We start from the raw sequence: 25,621 nt of genomic DNA, 5'->3' as shown, positions 1-25,621 counted from the left end.
CGGGCTCACGTATGCCATGAGCTTCCTATCGCACTTGTTAGAGCGGCATCCGTCGGCATCGACGTCGCCAAACTAGGATCGAATCCGGGATTGGCAGCTGAGTACGTTGCCATGGCCGACACGAGTTGAGCAATTTGGCTATCGATCCTCATGCCGTCCGCCAGAGCAAACGTCTGGACTTGTGCCCGATCGTTACCGTACCAGTTGGAGACAGTAACGCTGTCCTGCGTACCGAGCTTGTCGATCTGGAGATCATTTCCGACCTGTTGGAACCACAGATCTTGATCGGCTATCCCAGCACCAAAATCGACCTCACCCATTGCGGCCATCACACCATCAGAAGCATTATTCTGGATGACGTCCTGCCCGAAGGAAGAGCCGACTCGATATGTGTCGGATCCCCCGCCGCCGACTAGCGTATCATTGCCGCTGTTAGCCACGAGCAGGTTGTTTCCGCTATTGCCGACGATCGTATCGGAAGCGTTCGTGTCCTTGAAGGTAAAGTTCGCACTACCAAGTTGTGTCTCGGCCACGCCCGCAAGCATGATCGCTTGACCCGAGCCAAGGCCGATCTCGAGATAGGAAGCACCTCCATACGAAACTGTATCAAAGATGAGATCGGCCAGAGAGCTCACCCCGTTGACGTGAGAAAGGTCGATGACATCGCGGCTCGGATCAAAATCCGCAATCAGATTCTGGGGTTGATCGAGACCGTCATTGACGACGGCACTCTCTACCGTAAACGTATTCTGACCATCGCCACCGTAGAAGGTATTGTTGCCACTATTGATAAACAGCGTGTCGTTGCCCGCGCCGCCCAGTACGATATCATCCGAGCCGGTAGCGGTGAGTTGGTCCCCGCCGTTGCTTCCAACTAGCGTATCGTTTGAGCCGCTGACCCAAGCAGCCTCAAATCCGACCAAAGTATCGCTGAGCGATGAGCCGCTGATCGTCGCGGTCCCTTGGCTCAAATCGACAACGGTATTGTCCGAGGAGTAAGTAGCGACGCCAAGAAAGCTACCCGTACCTACAAGCTTGCTCCCTTGGCCATTGCCAACCAAGATATCAAGTCCACCGGTCGAGACCAGAGTATCCGCACCGGACTGAGCGATGAGCGTGTTTCCAACGCCGCTCGAGGACAACGTGTCACCCGCCTGGCTCGCTATCAACGTATCGCCGAGGCCGGATGATGTGACAAGATCGTTCCCCGCGCCACCGATCAGCAGGTTATAGCTGCCAGAGGATGACAGCGTATCCTTGCCGCTTGAGCCGACAAGTGTGTCGCTCTCCCCAGAGGCCTCCAAGACCGAACCAGCCGCCGCTGCTTGCACTTGATCATTAGACCCAGTGACAAGGGCCGCCGTCAGACCAATCAGAGTGTCCGAAGCGCCGGATCCCGCAATGGAAGCTGATCCCGATCCGAGATCGACGATCGCATGGTCAACATCGTATTCGGCGATTGCCGCGATTCCCGTGGATGCAATCAACGTGCTTCCAGCGCCGCTTCCGACCAGCGTGTCGCCCGTCCCCGTCGAAATGAGCGTCGCCGTCGTCGCGCCGGCGATCAGGGTGTTATTGGCGCCGGTCGAGAGAAGCGTGTCTTGATTGGTCCCCGCGGTCAACGTGTTCGACGAGCCACTGGATGAAAGGGTACCTGCTGATGTGCCGCCATGAACGATCTCATTCTGACCGGCAGCATCGACTGCACTAATGCCGATTAGGCTGTCATAGGTGCCGGTGCGGCTCGTCGCTCTGCCGGCGGCGAGGTCTATCGTGATAAAGCTCTTCGTATACCGCGCCAGTGCGCCAGAAGACGCTCCAGAGGCAATTAGAGTTGAGCCGGCGGCTTGCCCCTCAAGCGTGTCACTGGTCCCCGACGCGACGAGTGTTGCGGCGAACGTTCCCGCTCTGGCAACGTCATTCGTACCGGAAAGGACGATATGATTCAGACCAATAATCTGATCCGCCTGCGCGTCGCCCGCGACGGCGGCCGATCCCACGGCAAGGTCAACCAACACGTCGTCGTTGGAATACTCCAGCGTATTTGAGGTGCTTGCACTTATCAGCGTATTTCCGCTTCCATTGCTGACAATAGTTCCATCGACGCCAGTCAGGTCGACGGTCTGAACACCAATTAGGGTATCGTGCCGGCCAGATCCTTGAACGCCCGCCGTCCCACCCGGGAGATCAATAAGCATGTCGTCCGCGGAATAGAGTACCTCGACCGTATTGGACGACGTCCTCAGCGTGTTCCCGTTGGCATTGCTGAACAGCGTGTTGTTGCCGCTGAGCGAAATCAATGTATCGCCGCTTCCCAAGGCCGCGGCCCCAACGAATCCTGATAGCGTGTCCGTACCCGAAGAACCGCTGGCGGTCCCGTTGTCGAGATCGACCGTCACTCCGTCGATTGAATAAGCGACCACAGTGCCCTGAGAGTCACTTTGCAATACGCTTGAAGCCAGATTGCCGAACAGCGTGTCATTCGTCCCACTGGAAACGAGCGAAACGGCCGCGGTGCCGGCAATGAGAGTGTTTTCGGAGCCGCTAGATTGCAATGTCTGCGACGCTGTCCCGCCTATCAGCGTATCGCCGTGTCCCGTCACAGTTGCGTTCGAGATGCCAACGAGCGTGTCGTAGGCCGACGAGCCGTTAACCCGAGCGATTTGAGCCGACAAATCTACCGTAACGCCGTTACCGCCATACTCAGCGATTGTGCCTGTTCCGCCGCCAACAAGGGTATTTCCAGCGCCGCTGCTGATGAGTGTGGAAACTCCAGTCGACCCCTGCAGCGTGTCTCCGACGCCAAGCGCCTCCGCTGCATTGATTCCGATCAGAACGTCAGAGCTTCCGGTACCCGCGATGCTCGCCAGACCGGTCTCCAAGTTGACGGTCACGTTGTCGAGCGCATAGGCGGCAACAGCGTCGGCCCCGTTCAATGCCTGCAAGGTACTACCGGCGACGTTTCCGACGAGCGTTGCTTGGGTCGCGCCGTCTGCCACCAAGTGATCCGCACCGGCGGAAGCCAGGAGTGTGTCGCTGGTTCCCGACGTAATCAGTGTGTTGTTTGTACTTTGGGCGACCAAAGTATTGTGTTGCCCCGAAGAAACTAGTGAATTGCCGCCAGATCCACCCAACAATGTCTCAAATTGCCCGGTCGCCTGGAGTGTCGAGGCCCCCGAACCACCGATAAGCACGTCGGAGGCTCCTGCCGCCGTGAGAACAAAGCTGGCGGAGCCGGCGGCAATGGTGTCAGCTGTTCCGGAAACAGTGGCAGCCGAGACATCGGAAAGCGTATCAAATCCGGTCGACGACGAGGCCGTGTTGGCAGCAAGGTCAACGTAAACGTTGTCAATCGTGTACTCGATAGTGGCTTGGCCGCTACCGCCGATCAGCGTATTTCCTGTCGTGTTTCCGATGAGCGTCGTATCCGCACCGCCACCAATCAACGTGTCGTTCGTTCCTGATGCCGAGACGGCATGAACGCCGATGAGTACGTCATTGAGCGAGCTTCCGTTCACGTAAGCAGTGTTCGCCGAAAGATCGACCACAACATTGTTTTTGGTGTAAGTGACCAGCGACCCACTGCCTTGAGATGCATCAAGGGTGCTTCCCGTCCCGCTGCCGACCAACGTGTCTGAAGAGCCGGTGTCAATCAGCACACCACGGGCTGCGCCGGCAATAAGCGTATCGTTCGAACCGGCTGCTGTGATGGTGTAGGTGTTATCATCGCTTCCAACGATGATGATGTCATCAGCGGCTGCGACGACGTTGGTTATGCCGATCAGAACGTCCGTAGCGAAATCCGTCCCAAGCCTTCCCGCGATTCCCGCACGGAGATCGACGGTAGTGCCTGAGGTCTGGTACAAGGCTGTTGCGTTGGTGCCGCTCCCGATCAGCGTGGTGCCATTCTCGGAGCCAATCAGCGTATCGTTGGTTCCTGTGCTGATAAGAGTGTTGTGTCCGGAAACATCGGTAAGGAGGTTCAAGCTGCCGCTGGAGCTGAGTGTTTCGTTCGCTCCATGGGCGGTCAGTTCGTTGTGAGATGTGCCGGCCTCGAGCAGATCGTGACTGCCGCTTGCGCTGAGCGTGTTGCGACTATTCATCGAAACGATGGTATCGTTGGCTCCATCTATTTCCAGAAATTCTCGAAACCCAGTTCCGAGAAGTGTATCGTAAGCGCCAGTTGCCTGCGTGAAGGAGAAGTTAGTCGTAATAGTATCGGTCACATAGTCGTCTGAAACGAACGCAACATTTGTCACCGATGTTGGCGTAGGGCCGGCATCGTCCACAGAGGCCAGGTCGATACGACCTGCAAGATTGTTCGTCGGCTGAGTGGCCCAAACTCGTACGTTGTCGCCGAGATCGGATGAATTCGATTGATAGTCACCGAGAGAGAACTGCCTCGTGGTACCAGACGAAGGCAGCCCGAACTGGCCCGATGAGCTTCCGATCGGATCAAGGTCTTCGTAGTTATTTGGATCGGCCAAGTTGTAGTAGATTGGATTGTAAGCAGGATCGGACGGCCAGGAATAATAGCCTTGGAGTAGGCTGCTAACCGCGTGTCCGTTCAAAGTAAGTGTGAAGCTGGGCGTTGGATTGATGATGAATATGTCTTCCCCAGCGTATTCCTGAAAGTTGTAGCCGGGGAAATATGAGTTCTCGACGCCCTTCGCAAAGGCGTCAAGATCGAGATTCTCGACCGTCTGCAGCGACGCATCAGGCGCGTTTACAACCCAGATTGTCGCGCCGCCGAGATCGTTCAAGGTGTCGTTCCCACCGTTCCCCCAGATGACGGCCGTATCCTGTCCGCCCGCACCAAAATTGAAGATATCGTTTCCAGCGCCACCGATCATGATCGTATTAGTAGGGTGGTCCACGACAGCGTTAGTCGGATTGACAATGAACGTATTGTTCCCGGCCGCAGGACTGTCTGGTGTCGAATTGCCGGCAACGGCAGCAGCTGCTGCAGTGTCGCCTGTTCCCCCCACCAGGATCTGCTTGGCGCCATCCCCGGCATAGAGCGTGTTGTTCCCGTCTCCACCAAACATAAGGTCGGTGCCGCCGCCGCCATAGATCGTGTCATTGCCCCCTCCGCCATCGATCAGCGCGTCACCTGAGAGAGGCGCGTAAATGACGTCATTGTTGGAGCCACCGGTCATTACCGTCGTACGGTCATCGTCGGGGGCGGACAAATCTGAGTCCGGCGCGACCGTTCCAGCGACGTACTGAATTCCTTGGTGGCCGCCGAAAGCCATGCGAAGGAACGCCCCCCAAAGTTGACCGCCGGTCGTTTGGGAGAAAAGCATATCCTCCGACGACGGAATCCACTCGCTCTTGGGAGCCAATCCGTAATAGGTCTGAAAAAACGACTGCGTGGTCTTTGCGAGCGGCGCCTGATTGCTCACGATGGCGCCCTGCGGACCGCCAATGAGAGACCGCACCCCTTCGATCGCATCGAACAAATTGAACTTACTCGCATGCGGATCAGAAAGGTCTTGGCTCGTCTTCTGCGCCGCTTCGATGCTTGAAATCAGATCGTAGGTGCCACTTTCGTGCTTGTACGTCACAGACTGAATTGCGCCGGCAGCGCCCTGTTGCGTTCCGCTGAACGGTTCAGTATTGAGCAGCCAGTTGTCGTAAAAACTGCTGACACCAAGGTACGGGAAGAGCAACGTACCCGCCCAACCAGCGTAGTCACCGTCCGGTGTATCCGTATCAGTAAAAACCGCCGACGCGGCGGCACCGGCGTCAATTACGCCAAGGCCTTCGATGCTGGGAAGCTGACCGCCACTTTTCTCCAAGCCATCGATCAAGTTAAAGGCAATATTGTTCGAAGCTTTCTGCGCTAGTTCTTCAGGCGAATCACCAACGTCAGCGGCGCCATCTCGTAAACTCTTTTCTTCGACGGTATATGTCGCGATAAAGTCGGCCGCAAATCCATTCTGGTTGTTGATGTTGACTGCGTTGAAGATCCAGTTGTAGACCGCAGGATCCACACCCGCCTTAGGCGTGTAGACATCATGTCCATTCACGTTCGTGACATCGCTGATGTCGTTAAGCAACGTCGCATAGAGAGGCAAACCCAAGCCCACTCGAAAGTTATTGTCTGCATACAGGAGTCTTTGCTGATCGAGCAGACCTTGCAGGTCCACAAGCTGGTCCGCGGTCAACAACTGATTCCAGCCGCTCCCATACGAATAGGTCGCCATTACTGATCACTCCCATGCCTGGTTAGCAGCGGCCCCGGCCACTTGTATTCGTGAACAGTCGCCTCACCGAGGCGCTGTCGTAGATTCCTGTCAAAGCCAATGACCGCATCGATCGAGAGCGGTTTAGCGCCATGATAAGGATTGAATTTATAGGAGATGCCCAAAGCGGGGGTGGCCGCGTAATTCACTTCACAGTCGCCTATGCGCGTACTGAAAATTCCCGGGCCACAATCAACGACGAACGGACGCCCCAAAGGCGTAGCGTATTGTCTGGGATCCGAGCTAAACGTGGCCGCCCAATCTTCAACGCGGGCTTCGGGAGGATTACTCGGCTTGATTCGACAAGCCTTCAATCCATTCGGCAGAACTTCGATGGTCGTCGCTTTAGCGCAGACACCGCGAAGAGCATGAAGTCCTAGATCTTCCCGCGCCATTCCGATTTGTCATCGTCCGCGTTCGACTGTGGACGCCAATTCCAGTACAACGTCACTGCCACTCCTGGCTCCGCTTCGGCCCCCCTCCAGAGCACTCCGCTGAGGGAACCGAACATCCAGACCTGTAGTGGATTGCTCTCGCATCCAGATTGCTCGGAGGCGTCGGGCGGCATCCTCTGCTCTGCAGGCGGAATGCTATTGAGGAAGTAGCTGGCTCTGCTCGACCACGGCAAGTGGACAACAATGTCTCCCAGCGCGATGTACAGATCGCTGACCCCGGCCTGCTTGCATTTGCCTGGGTCGAAGCGAAATTCGTCCTTCGCATCAGCGGAAGGTGGATAAAACGCGGCTAAAATTGTCCAGACGCACAGCAGGAATATTCTTAAGTCGAGGATTCGCTTGGTCGTCCTATCGACTCGTTCACTGTGCAGACTGGGTCTGCATCCTTTGAGACCAAACGGTCTGCTTTTCCACTTGCTGTCAGCCCTCGTGCCGCCGAGCGGTCGAGCACGAATATCACACAACAGCCGCCAGCAAGGCATTTCAACTTCCAAGGGCATTCCAACTGCGATTCATGCTGAACTAGTCCGCGACGGAATTCAACCTCTGATTTATACCATCACGCGAAATCGAATCGGCCCAACCCGAGACTTTACGGGCGAGAAGCAACCTTCGCGGTTCGACACACAAGCGAGAGCATTTTGCTCTCTCGAGATTTCGAAGCGACTGGATGCCGCCCGCGGTACCTCCCTAAACCAGTGTGAATTCGCATGCTACTGGAAGGACCGCCCTTACAGTTTGTAGTTGTCTGGAAGCCGCACCATCAGGCTCGTGCATTTTCCAGACGCTGCCTCAGATAGAGGACCCGGCAGCCACCTTCCATTGGGGGATGCCGAGCGACAGGGCAGACTTGCGGATAACATCGGACGCCAGACAAGGCATCTCGTCGTCGTCCTGAACATGAACAGGCAATCGCAGTGCGATGAGTGATAGTTGGGCGATGGCGGAGGATGACGACGGACGTTGGTTACTGGGCATCACTCATTTTGGTCATCACACCTTCGACTGAGCTGCGGCCGGTTTGATGGACACCGAGATTAGGTGTTTCATGAAGCCGGAGGTGGCGATGAAAAGACGAAAGTTCAGCCGCGAGTTCAAGGTCGAGGCGGTCAAGCTGGTGCGGGAACGTGGGGTGTCGGTGGCGCAAGCTGGCCGTGACCTGGATGTTCATGAGAATGTTCTCCGCAAATGGGTGAAGGAGTTGGGCTCCAACCCGGCGCAAGCCTTTCCCGGCCACGGGCAGATGAAGCCGGAGCAGCAGGAGATCGAGCGGCTGCGCCGTGAGGTCGCCAAGCTGAAGGCCGAGCGGGATATCCTAAAAAAGGCCGCAGCCTACTTCGCGAAGGAAGCGACATGAAGTTCGCCTTCGTCGCGAAGCACCGGGCGATCTGGCCGGTGGCATGGCTATGCGATGCGCTGGGAGTGTCGCGGTCGGGCTTCCATGCCTGGCTGAACCGCTCTCCCAGCGCCAGATCTCGCAGCGACGAGGAGCTCGGCGGCAAGGTCAAGGCCAGCTTCGCCGCCAGCTACCGCACCTATGGCGCACGCCGGGTGTGGCGTGACCTGCTCGCCGACGGGGCGGATTGCGGCCTGCACCGGATTGAGCGGCTGATGCGCCTGCAAGGCTTGCGGGCGCGGCCGCGACGTCGGCGCTTACCGAAGGACAGCGGCGATCGACAGATCGAGACCGTACCGGCGAACCTCCTTGACCGGCAGTTCGCCGCCGAGCGGCCGAACCAGAGGTGGATCGCCGACTTCACCTATCTCTGGACGGCCGAAGGCTGGCTCTATGTCGCAGCGGTGATCGACCTGTTCTCACGCCGCGTGGTGGGCTGGTCGATGAGTGCCGCCATGACGGCACAGCTCGTGACGGACGCATTGTTGATGGCCGTCTGGCGGCGCGGCAAGCCGGATGCGCTGTTGCATCACTCCGACCAGGGCAGCCAGTACACCAGCGAGCAGTTCCAGCGCCTGATGGCCGACCAAGGCATCGTTTGCAGCATGAGCCGCTCCGGCAACGTCTGGGACAACGCGGCGATGGAGAGCTTCTTCTCCTCGTTCAAGACCGAGCGTACGGCCAACAAGATTTATCGAACCAGAGATGAGGCACGCGCCGATGTGTTCGACTACATCGAACGATTTTACAACACGACCCGCAGGCACTCGACCATCGGCTATCTCAGCCCGGTTGAGTTCGAGCGCAAGGTGGGATTAGCTTAAGCGGGTGTCCATCAAACCGGCAGCAGCTCATCTGTCATCGTCGTGGAGCTTGGCACGAACAACGCTGCGGGGACGATCAGCAGTCGCTACCGCTCCCTACTGCAAAAATTGAAGGGCACGTCCGCAATGTTGCTAGCCATCGGCGTGACGCCTCGGGCGAGCGCCGCGGAAAAGAACGCCGAAATTAGAGCGGCCGCCGAAAGTGAAGGCGTACGTTTCTTAGAGGTTAACGTCCCCTCTGGAGCCAGACTTCCAAATGACGTCCACCTCACAACTTCGAGCTATGCCGTTTGGACTCCAGCTATCGTTACGGCAATCTCGGATCTGATCAGCTAGAACAATCCGCATCGATCTAGCTGGAATACAGGCGCCCGATGATTTGAGTTCAAAAGAGACCCAGTGGCGGCGAGCCGGAAAATTCCGCTTGATGCGGAATGGCGCAACTACGCTTGATATCTCCGTTTCGGGGCCCATGAATACAGTACGTACTTTCCTCGTCGCCGCCGCGCTACTTGCTATCGAACCGGCAAACGCTGAAGAGATCGCGGGGCGCGCCGGCGTGATCGACGGCGACACAATCGAGATCCACGGCAAACGGATTCGCTTGTGGGCGATAGACGCGCCCGAGAGCGATCAGCTTTGTCGAAACGACGATAGCCAATCGCATCCGCAAGTCCGTCGGCGCCGAGAATACGTTCTTTGCGGACCTGACAGAGCTCGCCGCAATGGTCGCAGAGCTTCAGCCCTGATCGACAAGGTCTGGCGACACTGCGAGACGACTGGGACCGAGGGCGAACAATGACGCTCAAAGTGAAGTTCGCCGACTTCGAAATCATCACGCGCAGCCGATCGGTATCTACGGCTATCGCGAACCGCGAAGATCTCGCGCAGCTGGCGATCGGCCTGCTTGAGGACGCCATGCCTTTGCCGAAGGCGGTGCGCCTGCTCGGCGTATCGCTCTCGTCCCTGCAGAGCGAGAGCGATACGGACTCGCAGCTGGATTTCGGAGTTCGAATCGAACCAGCTCAGCACTTCCAGGACATCCGAAACAGTCTCGTGTTCGGATGCGCGCCGTGATGGCTGGACCCGACAGTGACCCGGACGTGACGACGCAGGCATTGAGCTGGAGGACCGGCACCTCCGAACCATCCAGCTTCGGCTGCGCTCGCGGGTCCTGGGGGCGATAGCCCGGGCCAGGCGTTACTTAGGCGTTGGTTGTACCCGAAACGAGTTACAATCTTCCTTGCAGTCCCGGAAAAGACGGCTTAACGTTACCGTCCATACTTGAGCATCAATTTGCGCTGCGTCTTGTTTAGCCCCATTGATTTGCGGTGCAGCCATGGCGGGAACGGACTCCCGTTCTTCATCATCTTCGGGACCGGCGACCAAAGCGGTGCCGTTGGCCGGAAAGCCGACCTTCCTAATCTAGGACAATGAGATCCAACGATGAAACGTATTATCGTCTGCTGTGATGGCACCTGGAATTCGGACGACACCCAGACCGATGACACGAACGTCGCGCTTCTCGCGCGGTCAATCCACGGCTCCCAACAGACCGGCGGCACGTTGCAGATCGTCCTCTATTTGCGTGGCGTAGGAACGACAGGCCTGAAGCTCGAGAGTTGGATCGAAGGCGCCACCGGCGTCGGCGTCGATGACAACATCCGCTCCGCCTATCAATTCATCGCGCAGAACTATCTGCCCGGCGACGAGATCTATCTTTTCGGATTCTCGCGCGGTGCATTCACCGCTCGCAGCCTTGCCGGCCTGATCACCGCTTGCGGTATTCTGTTTCGCCAGTCGCTGGGCGCCCTGCCCAACGCCTGGAAATACTATCGCAGCCCGAAGCCGCACTCGCCCGCGGCCTTTACCGAATTGTACAAGAACGACAGGGTGCAGTCGCATCAGGATCCCTGCATAACCTTTCTCGGGGTCTGGGACACAGTTGGGAGCCTCGGCATTCCCGGCAGCCTTCTGGCGGCCAGCAACAAGGAGAAGTTCGCGTTTCACGACACGACCCCGTCGCCGTTCGTGAAGCACGCCGTGCATGCACTCGCCATCGATGAGCACCGGCACGACTTCACGCCCACGTTCTGGACCGGCGAGGTCCCCGCAGGTGCCGCGATTCAACAGGTCTGGTTCGCCGGCGCGCACTCCGACGTCGGCGGCGGTTACAACACACGCACCCTTGCCGACATTCCGCTGGTTTGGATGGCCAAGCAGGCCGAAGCAATTGGCCTCGCTTTAGACTGGACCTGCCTGCCCGACGCCACCATGCTCGACCCAACGGCGCCCTCACATGACTCCTCTTCCGGCCTCTTCGCTCTGGACCGTTACCATCCGACCATCCGCGACGTCGGAATGAAGAAATGCCCGGTCAAGTTCAACGAAAGCCTTTATTGCGCGCTCGATGAGAACGGCAAGCCGACCACCACCATCAACGAGGGTGTCCACCGCAGCGTTCTGACCCGCTACTCGCGCTCGGCGCAGATCTGTTCGGACGACGCCAAAGGCATTTGCAGCATGGGGCCCTATAAACCGGAAAACCTGGCGCCCCTGTTCAGCGGCAGCACGTTCAACGGTCTGCCAATTGTCGAGTGAAGCGAGCCGGACGTGAGCGGATTGTGGGTCAGCGATGCGCTCAGAGGGAAAACCCATCTGCATGCAATCTTCCAGAGCTCGCGCAATGGTCTCGGCGAAACTTGCCGCTCTACGCCAAGCGCCAGAGGTGTCCTGACCACCTTGGAGTCCGTCCTGACGACGTGAACAGATTGTGGGCTTATTGTGCGCTCGGAGGGAATTCGTATTTTCTGCCATTTCAACGGATTACGGAGGTCGATGACGAATTTAAGTGCATGTCGGGCCCATAGACATCATCGGTCCGCACCGATGCCGAACTTGAAATCGAACCGCACGGATGGTTCGCTTGCAGCCCTCTACGAAACATTGAAAGCACAGTCGCGCTGCGCCGACCATGCACTACAAGCGCTCATAGGCGAGCATGCTATTCATAGCGGTTGAAACATAAATCCGGCTTTCATCCGCCGAGATAGCGACAGCATTCGTGATCGCGTCGGGAAGTTGCAACAAGCCGGCAACCTCCAAGCTCGTAATATCAATCTCGTACACCCGACCGCCAGCCGTCCCGAATATCACCCGATTCCCGATCCGCTGCGGCGATGAATACACTCTCCCGCCGCACTCGATCGTCTTCAGAACCTTCATCGTGTCCAGATCAATAACGTACAACTTCCGATCGCCGGATCCGCAAAACAACCGACTACCGACAATCAGGGGGGTGGTGTAACAGATGTCGCCAGTCTCCCAGGCACCGAGCTTGCGACCCGATTTCAGATCAAGCACGTAGATGTGTTTGTCAAAGGAGGCAAACGCAGCAATCCCGCGAGCCTCATCGATTGTCGGTGCATACTTCACCGACCGTCCGGTCTTCATGCTCCAGACCACCTTGCCGCTCCTTGGCTCCAGCGCCAACATGTCGTGATCGGCGCTCCCCCAGATGATCAGATCACCGCCTTCCCAATAAGCGGGCGATCCGTGTTGAAGCTTTTGAACCAGCCGCTCCCATACTTTTTCCCCGGTGGCCAGATCCAGGGCACAGAGCGCTCCTTGCGCCCACGGTCTTGCAAACTCCAGCCCGAAATACGCAAGCCCGTGCTTTGGTATCACGAGCGGCGAAGCCCCAATCCATTCGCAGAGCGACTGGCTCCATATCGGTTGGCCTGTCGCCGCATCAAGGCAATAGGCAACGCCGTTGTAGGCACCAAAGTAGACGCGCTCTTGGTTGATAGCAGGGGTCGACCAGATTCCCTTGTTTCCCGGCTTGGTGGCGCCGGTCGCCTGGAACTCCCACAGGACATCACCTGATCCGGCACTGAAGGCGTGCAACTTCGCCGAGTCCGCCCCCCTAAAGATCATGTCACCGACGAGTACGGGCGCTGACTTGGGTACGACATGGTAGGGGAAACCGCCGGGGATGTCCGTTTGCCAAAGCTTACGATATTGCTGCCGCGGTGGAGGGGAATCATTTTCCAGCGAGAGGCCGAACTCCGATAAGGAAAATAATGCTCGCACGTCGATATGGTTGGTAGCCCGCCAGGCAAGGCCTCTTCGCGATCGATAATCGATCACGACGGCCATTTCCGATACCCGTCCGCCATGGGCCGCGACGATCGAGCGGGCCTTCTCGGCCGATGTCGCAGAATTCAGAATATCATCGATCAGGATGACGGGATCCGTGGTCAGCTTCCCTTCCAGGGAACGACCGAGCCCGGTAGGTTTGCGGTCCTTCCTCAAAATGACGCCGTTGATGCCCGCATGCTGCGGAGGCGCCGTCAGAAGCAGAGTGCTCAATAGCGGGATAGCCGCTGTCTCCATCGCCGCCAGCTGAAAACGGCCGCGATTGCCGTATATCGCCCAGAACAGAAAGGCGAATCTCCAGAGATTGTCACGGCGAAGGAAGACGGCCCGCAGATCAATCAGCCATCGCTGCGTCCCGCCGTTCGAGCTGATCATCAGCTCGTCGCCCTGATGAATGCCGAGTTCGCGAATGCTCTGACGAAGCTCGTCCAGCTTCAGCCTGAGATCACGGTTCTCGCTGGCGGCAGCCATGGTCATTCGCGGAAATCCAACCCAATATCAGCAGCGGGTGACAAAAAGCAGGGGAGCACGGGATCTGGCACCGAGCGATCGCGCTCTCAGCCAAGAACGGGATTTTCAACAACATTCATCAATGCAGCCGATGCGGCATCGAATACATGGTCCCAATCTCCCTCTCCTCGCGGCCGAAAGAGCCGCATCGACGGATACCAGGGACTATCTGTTCGATCGAGTAACCACAGCCAATGAGCAACGTGCCCGAGCAGCAGCCAGACGGGTTTTCCCATGCTCCCCGCAAGGTGCGCGACCGCGCTATCGGTCATGATGATCAGATCAAGATGTTGAAGAGCCGCGGCCGTGTCGGCAAAATCGCCAATAAAGGGAGAAAGATCGAAGATGGGCCCCCTCGCGGCAGCGCACGCAATTCCTGCTCAGGTGGCCCCTTCTGCAAGCTGAACAGCTGAACGCCGGGCAGAGCAAACGCCTGAAAAAACTTCAACAGCGATTGAGCTCGCTCCTGGTTGCGCTTGAACGTCACGCTCCCCGACCACACGATCCCGACTTTCAAGCGGGACGGCGCCCGATTTATCAGTTCGTGAAACCGTCGCACACGATCGATTGGAGCCCTGACGAACGGCGCGCTCGGAATCGATGAGCTGTCTTTGGTAAACAGTCCCGGAAGACTGCAAAAATAGCAATGGAAGTCGCCCTCCGGGAGAGTAGCGCCGCGTACGACGAGGCGATCCGCAACGCCGAGCGCGTCCAGGAGCGGGATCAGTTCAGCTGGGCACTCGACGATCAGCTCGCCGCCGAGTGCCTTTACCCTAGACAGATATCGCGCCGCCCAAATGACATCGCCAAAGCCTTGCTCGGCAACGAGGACAAGACGCTTCCCTGCATAGGATCTGCGGTCCCAAGCCTGTCCCGGCAACTCTCTGGCCGGCAATTGGCCGGTGACCGTCCTCGCCTCATAGTCCAAGAAGCCCTGACGGTAGTTGGCGAGATAGAGGTAGCTTCGAGCCCGATCCCATCTCGCGCCGTGCCTTGAGGGTTCGATCTCGAGTGCACGGGAAAAGGCAACAAGTGCCTCGGCATGGTCGGAGGCTTCAGCAAGCGCATTGCCGAGATTGTGATGCAGCAACGCATCGTCCTCCCGGGCGAGCGACAAGGCGCGGCGATGACAACCAATGGCGGTTCGCAAATGCTTCAAGCATGTCAGCGCGTTGCCAAGGTTCGTCCAGATCGTCGGATCGGCTGGATTGCACGCAGCCGCGTCCCGATAACACCATAGGGCGTCCAGGTGGCGTCCCGTGGCGGCGAACATGACCCCACGAGCGTTGTGCAAATCGGCATTGCCGGCATCCCGCGAGACGGCATCACGAAGCAACGCCTCGGCTTCGTCAAAGCGTCCCTCCTCGCGCAGAACGATCGCCCGGCGGAACGCTTTCTGCGAAGCATCCGCCTCCCTTTCGTTGGTACGCCCCCCGAACTGCTCCTCAAGCATGCCAGGCGGTACCGATGGCGCCCTGCAGGGTAGGATCATTGGGCGCCTGGGCGACCGACGTCGGGTCGAAGCCGGAATGGCCCGCCGTGTAAGTCGCCATTGCCTGCACGAGTTGCGAGACTTCGCCATCGAGCTTTTGGCCACCCGCCGTGATCTCCTGCAGTTGATTGCCTGGGCTCGCAAACCAGTTCGCGACGGTCACCGTCTTGTTGGTACCGATCACGTCGATCTGAAGGTTGTTTCCGACCTGCAGGAACCACAGGTTCTCCTTCGAAATACCCGCTCCGAAATCCAGCTCGTTCGATGTACTGGAGTTCGTACTCGCACCGTTCTGAATGATTGTCGATCCGGCCGTGGAGCCAAACTGATAGATACCATTGCTGGCACTATCAATCATCGTGTTGACGCCACTGCCAGCGGTAAGGGTCTCCCCGCTCCCATACGCCGTCAGCGTGGTTGTACCGCTGCCGCCGACCAACACGTCGCCTGAACCGCTGCCGATCAGCACATTCGTGCCGGAGCCTCCAACCAGCGTGCTGTTGGCGCCATAGCTCGTCAGGGTGCTATTGCCGCCTCCAGCGATCAGCACGTCGTTCTGACCGCTGCTTGTGAGAACGTCCGCACCGCTGCCTGCGGTCAGCGTCGAGGCCGAGCCGTAAGCAACCAGCGTATTTGCTCCGCTGCCCGCGGTCAGAACGTCGTTGTTGCCGCCGCCCTGCAGGATATCAGCGCCGCTGCCACCGAACAGGGTGTCTCCACCATTCAGTGCCTCTAGCGTGTTCGATCCCGAATCAGATCGCAGAACAGCGCCCGCCCCGTTGGCAATCAGGATGTTGCCACTTCCCTGGAGGACTTCCAGGGTCCCGCCTCCAGGAGTGGTCAGCTGATTGTTGTTACCCGATACGATCGCTCTGGTGATGCCAACCAGCTGATCGCTCACTGTCCCGCCGGAAACGCTCGCGGTTCCATTCACCAAATTGAGCGCGAGGTTGTTGGCGCTGTACGACGCGACAGTCGTACCCGTTCCAGCTTTCAACGTGTTGCCGTTGACGTTTCCGACCAACGTGCTGGTCCCGCTCCCACCCGTCAGCGTCTCATTGCTGCCGAGAGCGGTCAGCGTGTTCTGGCCGCTGCCACCAAGCAGGACATCGCCGGCGCCGCTGGCGATCAACACACTTGTGCCGGCACCTCCGACCAGCGTGCTGTTGGCGCCATAGCTCGTCAGGGTGCCGTTGCCGCTTCCACCGATCAGCAGGTCGTTCTGTCCGCTGCTCGTGAGAACGTCCGCACCACTGCCTGCCGTCAGCGTCGAGGCCGAGCCGTAGGCAATCAGCGTGTTTGCTCCGCTGCCTGCGGTCAGAACGTCGTCGTTGCCTCCGCCCTGCAGGATATCAGCGCCGCTGCCACCGAACAGGGTGTCACCACCATTCAGTGCCTCTAGCGTGTTCGATCCCGAATCAGATCGCAGAACAGCGCCCGCCCCGTTGGCAATCAGGATGTTGCCACTTCCCTGGACGACCTCCAGGGTCCCGCCTCCAGGAGTGGTCAGCTGATTGTTGTTACCCGATACGATCGCTCTGGTGATGCCAACCAGCTGATCGCTCACTGTCCCGCCGGAAACGCTCGCGGTTCCATTCACCAAATTGAGCGCGAGGTTGTTGGCGCTGTACGACGCGACGGTCGTACCCGTTCCAGCTTTCAACGTGTTGCCGTTGACGTTTCCGACCAACGTGCTGGTCCCGCTCCCACCCGTCAGCGTCTCATTGCTGCCGAGCGCGGTGAGCGTGTTCTGGCCGCTGCCACCAAGCAGGACATCGCCGGCGCCGCTGGCGATCAACACACTTGTGCCGGCACCTCCGACCAGCGTGCTGTTGGCGCCATAGCTCGTCAGGGTGCTGTTGCCGCCTCCGCCGATCAGCACATCGTTCTGTCCACTGCCTGTGAGGATATCCGCGCCGCTGCCTGCCGTCAGTGTCGAGGCCGAGCCGTAAGCAATCAGCGTATTTGCGCCGCTACCCGCCGTCATTACCTCATTGTTGCCGCCACCCTGCAGGATATCCGAACCACTGCCGCCGAGCAGCGTGACCGAATTCGCGACGGCAATCAGTGTGTTCGAACCGGCGTCTGATTTCAGGACGTTATTCGCACCATGCGCCGTCAACGTGTTGCTATTGCCGCTGGTTACCTCCACCGTGTCGCTGGAGCCCACGACATTCACGTTGGAGGAATTGCCGAACAGTGCGTCGCTCTCCCCGTTCCCGTTCAACGTCAAGCTCGAGCCCGCAAGCTGCAAGATCTGATTGTTGTTTCCGTTCAGGGTTTCCGAGCTGCCCGCCTCCAGCGTTACCGTAGCTCCGCCCACCGTCGTGATATTTCCCGCTCCGAGAATATCCACGATATCGGAAACACCGTTGATCGTAACGGTGGTACCCGTTCCCTGCGAGATGCGATCGTTCGCGCCGGTGATGGTGGCGGACGCAAACTGCTGCAGGAGGATTCCTCCTCTCGCAAGCACGATGGTCTCGTTCGCCCCAGTCACTGTGATCGTCGAGCCATCCGCCAGCGTCACGGAGTCCTGGTTCCCCGAGATCGTGGCCGCAATCGTATCACTCGACGAGAGCGCGCTGCTCGATGCCGCCAATCCAACTGTGGCGCCCTTCGACGCAGACACATGGAGGCTCGAACCGAACAGAGTCGCACTGCTGCCGCCTTCAAGCGTGATTGTCGTACCCGTCCCAGATATCGAAGCGGACGTCCCTGACACATCAAGGACCGTCGAGCTACTCATATTGGTGACCGTATCCGACTTGCCGGACACCTCAATCGTCGAGCTACCCTGCGCCGCACTAACGGTCACGTTCACACCGGCGGCCAAGATCGTGTTGGTCCCCGAGCCCGAAATGACGGATTCATTGTCGCCCAGCGCGACCAAGGTGTCCGCGCCGGTGCCGCCGACCAGCGTATCCCCCTTGGCACCAACCAGAGTGACAATCGGCGCTGTCGTCGCCGCCAGTGTGTTGTTGCCGGCGACATCAAGAATCTTCTCCAGGGCAGCGGCTCCGGCGTTGACGGTCCTTCCCTGACTGTTCACGAGCTCGTCGAGCTCGCCATTTGCATAGCGATAAACCAGCGAATGATCGAACTCGTAGTACGTGTCCGTGCTCAAGGCGCCGTTCGTCATCAACCAGACGTCGGCAGCCTGGCCAGTACGGCCGTCGGCAAACGTGATGGTCGAGGTCGTCGCGATAATGTTGCCATGATCGTAATTGCCGGCCTTGACGCCACTCAGGTTGATCGACGCCACACCAAGCTGATCAAGTGTTGCGAGCTCGCCTGTTTCGCCGATACCGTCATCGTTCGCATCGACCCAAACCTTGATACCAGCGGCATCGGCTTCCGCCGCGGTAAGGATGCCGTCGTGGTTCGTGTCGTAGGCGGAGAGCGCTGCATAGCTGCCGATCAGGCCGCTGGAGTTGTTGATCTGCACGCCGGCCTTGTCGAGCACCAGGAACCCTTCGTTCGACGTCAGCCATGCCGTCGGGATGGTCGTGCCGCTTCCGGTATAGTCAAACCTGACGTTCGATGACCGCAGATCGGTGGTCGTGACCGGCAGACCCGCGAGGTTAAGGACAACGGGGTCTCCACCATCGCCACCGCCGCCTCCACCACCATCGCCGCCTCCATCGCCGTCGCCCGCACCAGCGCCATCACCCGAGCCGTCCCCATCGCCGGCTGCGCCGTCACCGTCACCATCCCCACCGTCGCCGTTGCTCGGGCTTGGATCACTCGGCGGCAGTTCGTTCGGTCCGCCAAATAGGCCGACCAAGGACGCACCAGGTCCCGTTGATGTACCTCCGGCGAGGACAGCCTCAAAGCTCACGCTGTGATAGCTCGCGCCGCCGACCGGCTGCACCTGATTGAGGAAGTCCTGCAGTTGTTGTTGACTGAACGCACCACCTGGAGTTGGGAATGAACTAATGAAATCCTCGTAGGCGCTTCCGGCATTCAACAGACCTGCAACCCCGGACGTGAGTTGGGAGACGGCCGCAGGCGCGACAAGCGGTTTGTCGCTCAGGATACTGGGAAGGCCGCTGCCCTGACTGATATCGGTCGCATTGGACGCGATCGCGATGATCGCGCCGGTCCGCGACATCGAGCCATTGTCGATCTGGCTGAGATATTCAAAAAGCATATTCGCCGATGGGCCATAGCCGAAGGCGTTGGTGTAGACCTGGGTTACGAAATCCGAGTCCGTCATCGCTCCCGGCTGATAGAGGCCGTTGGCATCAGACGAGTTCATGAGATAGGTGGTGAACGCAGTCTGATCGAGCACACCGTTCGTGATGTATTTCGCCAGGTACTGCTGCTCGGCCGCAGTCATCTGCCGGTTGAGGGTGGCAACGGTCAGCGCCTGCGCGAGGGACTCGTCCTTCTCCTCGGTCGCAATGTCGATCCGAATCGATCCGGACGAACCTCCGCTCGACCCGTCGTTCCAGGACCAGGTGTCAATGTGGTTGGCATCGATCATATGACTGGCGCTGCCGGAGGCCAGCGAGGGGAGGCGCTCACCTGACCGCCTCCCGATACGGTTTGCACCCACTGGTAGCTGCCGTTGGCGTTGGCGAACAGCGTTGTTGCGTCCACGAGCGAAATGGTCGATCCCACCGCGGTTGTCGTTGACGTGCTCGTCAGGCCGTCCGCCGTGGTTTGAATGACGGTCTTGGCGCTCAGGGTGCCGGTGGCGCCCGCGAGGCTGCTGTCATTGTAGTAGCTGATCGTTTCGGCTTTCGAGCCGTCCGCGCTAGTCACGGCTGTATCAATGACGTCGAAAACGCCATTGCCGTTGCTGTCATAGTCGGTCGTCGTCGTCAGGCCGTTGGCGTTGGTAGTCTGAATTTCCTCCTTCCGCAGCGAAGTATCCGCGTTGCGGTCCGTCACCGTTTCGGTGCGGCTTCCATCGGCGTTGAGCACCGTTGTGTCGGTGTTCGTCTCGTCGATCAGGCCGTCGCCGTTATTGTCGTACGATGTGACAGTCGACAACTGGTTGGCGCTGGTTACGACCGTCGCTTTCGATTGCAGATTTCCGGTCCAGTCATAGGTCGAGGTGGTCACCGTGGTTCCGCCGTCGACATTCTCCTTGGCCACCTTGACCTGTGAATAGGCCGGCGCTCCCAGATAGGTTGTCGCCGAATTGGTATCGGTAACGCTGCCATCCGCGTTCTGAACTATCGTCTCGAAATGGTCTGCGGATCCATTGCCATCCTTGTCGCGCGACAAGGTTGAGGTACGCCCGTCCGCACTGGTTATGATGACATCGTTCTGCTCGAGCGCACCCGTGACCGGGTTGTAGACAGATAGATTTTGGGTCTTGCTGCCATCGGTCGCATACGTCGTCGTGTTCACGACATCAAAACGGCCATCGCCGTTGGAATCGACGTCCGTGGTTGTCGAGAGCCCATCCGCGCTGAGCGTGATCACCGCCTGATCCAACACATTGCTGCCAGAGTCGCGATCGGTTATCGTCTCGACCTTCGTCCCGTTGGAATTGATAACGGTCGTGCTCTTGGTACTGACGCTGTAGGAAGCAAGCCCCGCCAGGGTCATTGCGATCGTCTGTGACAAGCCGTTCGCGCTGGTCGTCGTGGTCAGGGAGTTGCTGACAGACGACGATTCCGTCTCGACCTCGGTCGTGCTGCCGTCGCTGTTCAAAGTGCTGGCATCGTTCAGTGTCGTAACGGTAGTTCCCGCGGCGTTGGCATAGGTGGTCGTCTTGCTGAGTCCATTCGCACTCGTCGTCGTAGTTTTCGTGCCCTCACCCGTAGCGGCGACCGTATCGACCGTGGAGCCATTCGACTGTATGGCAATCGTTTCGGTACGGTCGGTCGAGCCGTTACCATCGATGTCGCTCGCAATGATCTTGTTTTTTTTGTCGGCGGTCAGCGTCGTCGTGGTGCGATCAAGTAACGGTTCATTAGCGTTGCTGTCGCTCTGGACTTGAGTGGTCGATCCGTTGACGTTGAGCGTCGTGGTCGAGGTCGTGATAATGTCGAAAGTACCATCACCATTGATGTCAGTCTTGGTCGTGGTCGACAATCCATTGGCGCTGGTCGTCGTGACAGTCTGGCTAATTGTCCCGCCGGCATTGCTCTTCGTGACGGTCTCGGTCCGGCTGCCATCGGCATTGAGCGTGGTCACGTCCGTGGTGGTGAGATCGACTGTCCCGTCGCCATTGGCATCGGTCTGCGTCGTCTTCGACAGTCCGTTTGCACTCGTGGTCGTCGTCGTGCTGTCCAAAACCGAGGTCTGATCTGATGACCCGTAATTGGTTACAACCTCGACCGCACTTCCGTTGGCCGCCGTCGTGGTGTTGTCGGTGAAATGCTGATCAACGGAACCGTAGGTGTAGATCGTTTTGCTAACACTACGGCCATCCGCGCTCGTCGTAGTCGCAGTCTGGTCCCGCTCGCCCGCGATGTTGGTATCGGTGACGACCTCGGTGCGGCTGCCGTCGGCGTTCAGCGTGGTCAGGTCAGTCGTCGTCAGGTCGACGGTCCCATCGCCATCGAAATCATGGGTCACGGTCTTGCTCAGCCCGTTGGCACTTGTCGTTGTCACCGTGTAGTCGCGTGGCGAGCCATCAGCGTTCTTGTCAGTGACTGTCTTGGTGGTGCTGCCGTCAGGATTCAGCACGGTTGTTGCCGTGGTGATCGTGTCGTAGGTTCCGGTGCCGTAATGATCGACTTCCGTCTTGACATTTAGACCGTTGGCACTGGCAATCGAGACGGTCTTCATCTCCGACGAGCCATTGGCACTGGTGACGGCTACCGTCTCCGTACGGCTGCCGTCCGAATTCAAGACCGTGGCATCCGTCGTGGTCGTATCAAACGTTCCATCACCGTCCTTATCGGTCTGCACCGTGGTCGTCAGCTTGTCGGCGGAGATCGTCGTGACGGACTTCCCGTCGGGCGAGCCATTCGGATTGAACGTCGAAATGGTGTCGACGCTTGAACCGTCAGCCGCGACCACGATGGTTTCGGTGCGATCGGTTGCGTTGTCCCCATTAAGATCCTGGGTCGTGCTGATCGTTCTCTTGTCGGCGCTCACCGTGCTGACCGACCGATTCAGCACCGTGGCACCATCACCGCCGGTCGTTGTCGTCGTCGTGGTGGTGCTGCCGTCGCTGTTGACCACGGTCACGGCGTTGATCGTGCTATCAAAAGTGCCGTTTCCTGTCGTGTCGATCTGCGTCGTCACGACAAGACCGTTGGCGCTCGTCGTAGTAACCGTCTCGTCCCGCAGCGAAGTGTCTGCATTGCGATCGGTCACGTCGACCGTCGAACTTCCGTTGGAATTCTTGGTCGTGACCGATTTGGTGGTCAGGTCGAACACACCGTCGCCATTCAAATCGACTTGCCGCGTGACGGTGAGACCGTCGGCGCTGGTCGTGGTGACCGCCTTATCCCTGGGCGAGCCGTCCTGGTTCATATCGGTCACCGTCTCGGTGCTCGCACCACCCGTAGCAACCGTGACGGTATCGGTATGGTTGTAAACGCCCGATCCCGTGGCATCCACCTCTGTGCTACGCGATCTTCCGTCCGCGCTTCTCACGATCACGGTCTGATCGAGCAGCGCACCGTTACCGCTGCGGTCGGTGATGGTCTCGGTCCGACTACCGTCGCTATTAATAACCGTTACGTCGCGGGTCGTCAGATCGAACGCGCCGTTGCCGTCGAGATCGGACGTCGTCGTCTTGCTCAGGCCGTCTGCGCTGACGGTCGTTACGGTCTCGTCGCGCAGCGAGTTATTGGCGTTGTAATCGCTCTGGGCCGTCGTGGTCGATCCATCCGCATTATGCACAATCGTTGAAACTGTCGTCAGATCAACGCTGCCATTTCCGTCGAGATCAGTGGTCGTCGTCTTGTTCAGTCCATCTGCGCTGGATTGAGTAATCGTCTTGCTGACGAGCGTCGTACCCGCGCTCTGGCTCACGGTCTCGGTACGGCTGCCGCCGGCGTTAATGACCGTGATATCGCTCAAGGAGACGTCGTTGACCCCGTCTCCGTTCAAATCGGTGGTCGACGTCCGGCTGAGGCCGTCCGCGCTGGTCGTGGAGACGGTGTGGTCGAGCAGCGAGCTATTGGCGCTGTAATCGGACACGGTGATCGTTTTGGTGCCGTCAGCGGCCGTCGAACGCGTCTCGATCTGGTTGAAGTAACTGCCGCCGGTCGAGTTCCGGTCGATCGTCACGGTCTTGCCGTCCGCGCTCGTTGCCGTCACGGTCTGATCGAGCAGAACGCCCGCGCCCGTCTTGTCGCTCAAGGTCTCCGTCTTTGAGCCGTCGGCGTTGTTCACGGTGACGTCGGTCTGCACCCGGTCGACCACCCCGTCGCCGTCATTGTCAAAGTTGATGGTCTTCGAGAGGCCGTTCGCGCTCGTGGTCGAGGTGGTCTCGTTGGCAAGGCTACCGTCCGGATTGAGCGCCTTATTGTCGATCGTCGTCGATCCGTCCGCATTGACCGTAGTCGTTTGCTGCACGGCATAGCCGTTCGCATCGGCCGCGAACGTGACTGTCGCGGCCTGTCCGGTCGTGCCGTCGCTGCGGGTATAGGTCGTGGTGCCGTCGATCGATGATCCGTCGGGCAACACAGTCTTCGACGCATCCGGTACAAGATTGATCGAGGTGATGCCGGCCTGCGCCAGCGTCTCAACGGTCGTCGTGCCGTCGGCGTTGGTCACCATCAACTTGAACTGCGAGAAATCAGCATCCCCTGCGTCGAGAGTACCATCATGATTAGTGTCGAAGATATCCTCGATCGCCTGCATGTCGTTGGTCGCGGTCGGATCCCAATCCGTGAAAACGACCTGATCGGCCTCCGTTATCTTATTGGTGTTGTTTGGGTCTACAAACAAAACGGCGTTGCCGGCGCCCGCCCAGGCAGTACGATGTTGATAGCCATCGCCGGCAATATCTGCGAACTGATTGGAGGAACTGAGCTGCGTGATGTTGATGCCGTTACCGCTCAGATCAAGAACCACCGGGACGAAGCTGAAATCGTCCCCTAAATTTGTATCGCCAAGATCGTTTCCGACCAGACTGCCGTCCCTCCGCCACCTCCATCCCCGGTCGTTACGTTCCCCGGATCGAAATTCTGATTGTTCGGCACAACAGCCGGTGTCCAGACTGTGGTTGCCCCAAGTTGATTGACGAATGTCTGCAGCGCAATCACCTGTTGGAGACTAAAATTGAGGACCGAATTCTGAACTCCCGCACTCGTGCCGTACGACAAATTCAGATCACTAGCCCAACCTGAGCCGATGCCGTTCCCGTCGCCAACTTGATTGAGCGCGCCTTGCTGCGGAGCAACAGGAGTTGTGGAAGAGAGCCCACCTCCGAGAATATTCTGCCAGTTCCCAATCCCCGCTCCGTCACCCACCGTCGGGGCAACAGAAGCCCAGCGATCATCGAACGTCATCTGCTGCGGGTACGACTGATAGTTTTGGCCGGCACCGTAGTTTAAGATGTTTGGACTACTCCAACCCGAAATGTCGGGGGCTCCCCAACGGTCATTGAATGACGGCAGCCACCCCATCGACACGATGTAGTTACTTTCGGAGGTTCTCATAAACTCAAGGAAGCTTGCAGCTTGGCTAGCCGTTACCTCCGGCAAGTAATGGTTCAGGCCAAAATAAGTGAGACCTGCCGCTGCCAAGCCACCCACAGGCGGGATGAAGGGCCCGACAACCGGGATAAAGACAGTAGGGGCCAGAGCAGCCGCGGTTGCTTCGCCAGCACCAATTGACGCGTATGCGACGGCTCCGGACCGCGCCGACGACAGCGCCCCGCCGACGACAGCTGTCGGAACGTCTCCTGTCTCACGATAGATCGAAACAGCACTGGCTGCTCCGTCGAGCACAGCTCCGGCGCCTGCTGCACCTCTAGCGGCAATTCCTCCCCACTCCCCGATCAAGCCGGCCGCTGTAGTACCACTAACAATACCTAGCTCAGGGCTGATCTGAATCACGCCTTGCGCCTCGCGCATTGCGTAGTAGGAAATAACCGCGATCTGAGACAGTCCCGTAGCATCGTTGACAACTGCTCCAGCGCCATATCCAAGTTGGGCGGCCTGGGCCGTCCAAGAGCCGTAAGTCATCGTCAACGGTGTTTGAGAGCCAAACCCATAGCGCAAACCGAAATCGCCAATAACCGATCCTGATGCGTTCGATGAATCGCCGTCCGCCATCTAAGCCTCCCATAAGAACCAGAACCAGGTCAGATCTACCCAAGTCGAAACGCGTGCCGAGAGATGGTTGCAAGGAGCAGCCAGAGCGCGAGACCCACAACGCTCGTGAAAAGAGCCAGGCCAAGAGGCGCCATGAAGTACACGAACGGCAGCACGACCTGCTCAGTCGGCAAGTTCGCGCTCAGGACACCTCGGCCAAGGAGTAGGGCCACTACCGAGAGCTCACGGAACACCTCGCATACGACTAACATCCAAAGAATCGCGGAAGGCTTCTGCTGCAAAAATCTCGAATCCTGCGCACCAGCGAGTGCTTGAAAAGTCAGGATTAGCAGCACA

At 58.7% G+C, this 25,621-nt stretch carries 9 protein-coding genes and 1 pseudogene; 3 read left to right on the top strand and 7 right to left on the bottom strand.

The window, feature by feature from the left end:
- Positions 1-5 precede the first annotated feature (5 nt).
- Positions 6-6,209, bottom strand: a complete 6,204-nt coding sequence (locus tag CWS35_RS11070) for an S-layer family protein (RefSeq protein ID WP_100951917.1) — start codon at positions 6,207-6,209, stop codon at positions 6-8.
- A 1,560-nt stretch (positions 6,210-7,769) separates the two neighbouring features.
- On the opposite strand from CWS35_RS11070, the gene CWS35_RS11065 reads away from it, so the two are divergent.
- The 3 genes and pseudogenes from CWS35_RS11065 (at position 7,770) to CWS35_RS11050 (ending at position 11,524) form a co-directional block, all read left to right on the top strand.
- Positions 7,770-8,923 (top strand): IS3 family transposase gene (locus CWS35_RS11065; protein ID WP_100956232.1). Its coding sequence is split into 2 segments (ribosomal slippage): positions 7,770-8,019 and positions 8,019-8,923, totalling 1,155 coding nucleotides; the frame shifts between segments, so codons are not numbered across the junction.
- A 656-nt stretch (positions 8,924-9,579) separates the two neighbouring features.
- Positions 9,580-9,934 (top strand): annotated as a pseudogene (locus tag CWS35_RS11055) (DNA polymerase IV); the annotation flags it as partial.
- A gap of 435 nt (positions 9,935-10,369) precedes the next feature.
- On the top strand, positions 10,370-11,524 hold the full coding sequence (locus tag CWS35_RS11050) for a DUF2235 domain-containing protein (RefSeq protein ID WP_100951916.1): 1,155 nt from the start codon (positions 10,370-10,372) through the stop codon (positions 11,522-11,524).
- Positions 11,525-11,902: 378 nt separating this feature from the next.
- Here the strand turns inward: CWS35_RS11050 and CWS35_RS11045 are convergent, their stop codons facing one another.
- The 6 genes from CWS35_RS11045 to CWS35_RS38925 form a co-directional block, all read right to left on the bottom strand.
- Complete coding sequence (locus CWS35_RS11045) at positions 11,903-13,558, bottom strand: PQQ-binding-like beta-propeller repeat protein (RefSeq protein ID WP_210202784.1); 1,656 nt, start codon at positions 13,556-13,558, stop codon at positions 11,903-11,905.
- A gap of 80 nt (positions 13,559-13,638) precedes the next feature.
- Positions 13,639-13,863: a hypothetical protein gene (locus tag CWS35_RS38940; protein WP_168226305.1), complete on the bottom strand. Its 225-nt coding sequence runs from the start codon at positions 13,861-13,863 to the stop codon at positions 13,639-13,641.
- Between the two features lie 5 nt (positions 13,864-13,868).
- Positions 13,869-15,044 (bottom strand): tetratricopeptide repeat protein, encoded by a 1,176-nt coding sequence (locus tag CWS35_RS11040; RefSeq protein WP_100951915.1) that lies wholly within the window; start codon positions 15,042-15,044, stop codon positions 13,869-13,871.
- The gene (locus CWS35_RS11035) at positions 15,037-19,572 is read right to left on the bottom strand and encodes a calcium-binding protein (RefSeq protein ID WP_210202783.1); all 4,536 of its coding nucleotides are present in this window, start codon (positions 19,570-19,572) and stop codon (positions 15,037-15,039) included. The genes CWS35_RS11040 and CWS35_RS11035 overlap by 8 nt, the downstream gene beginning before the upstream one ends.
- Positions 19,569-24,080: a hypothetical protein gene (locus CWS35_RS11020; RefSeq protein ID WP_100951911.1), complete on the bottom strand. Its 4,512-nt coding sequence runs from the start codon at positions 24,078-24,080 to the stop codon at positions 19,569-19,571. The genes CWS35_RS11035 and CWS35_RS11020 overlap by 4 nt, the downstream gene beginning before the upstream one ends.
- Before the next feature lie 23 nt (positions 24,081-24,103).
- The gene (locus tag CWS35_RS38925; RefSeq protein ID WP_157817118.1) at positions 24,104-25,285 is read right to left on the bottom strand and encodes a hypothetical protein; all 1,182 of its coding nucleotides are present in this window, start codon (positions 25,283-25,285) and stop codon (positions 24,104-24,106) included.
- Between the last annotated feature and the right edge of the window lie 336 nt (positions 25,286-25,621).

This window comes from Bradyrhizobium sp. SK17 (assembly GCF_002831585.1).
Classification (GTDB): Bacteria; Pseudomonadota; Alphaproteobacteria; order Rhizobiales; family Xanthobacteraceae; genus Bradyrhizobium.
Note: the sequence above shows the minus strand (reverse complement) of the source record. Positions and strands in the feature narration are given on the sequence as shown.

Coding starts and splice junctions, on each gene's coding strand:
- CWS35_RS11070 (WP_100951917.1), bottom strand. CDS start 6,209: ATGGCGACCTATTCGTATGGGAGCGGCTGGAATCAGTTGTTGACCGCG.
- CWS35_RS11050 (WP_100951916.1), top strand. CDS start 10,370: ATGAAACGTATTATCGTCTGCTGTGATGGCACCTGGAATTCGGACGAC.
- CWS35_RS11045 (WP_210202784.1), bottom strand. CDS start 13,558: ATGACCATGGCTGCCGCCAGCGAGAACCGTGATCTCAGGCTGAAGCTG.
- CWS35_RS38940 (WP_168226305.1), bottom strand. CDS start 13,863: ATGACCGATAGCGCGGTCGCGCACCTTGCGGGGAGCATGGGAAAACCC.
- CWS35_RS11040 (WP_100951915.1), bottom strand. CDS start 15,044: ATGCTTGAGGAGCAGTTCGGGGGGCGTACCAACGAAAGGGAGGCGGAT.
- CWS35_RS11035 (WP_210202783.1), bottom strand. CDS start 19,572: ATGATCGATGCCAACCACATTGACACCTGGTCCTGGAACGACGGGTCG.
- CWS35_RS38925 (WP_157817118.1), bottom strand. CDS start 25,285: ATGGCGGACGGCGATTCATCGAACGCATCAGGATCGGTTATTGGCGAT.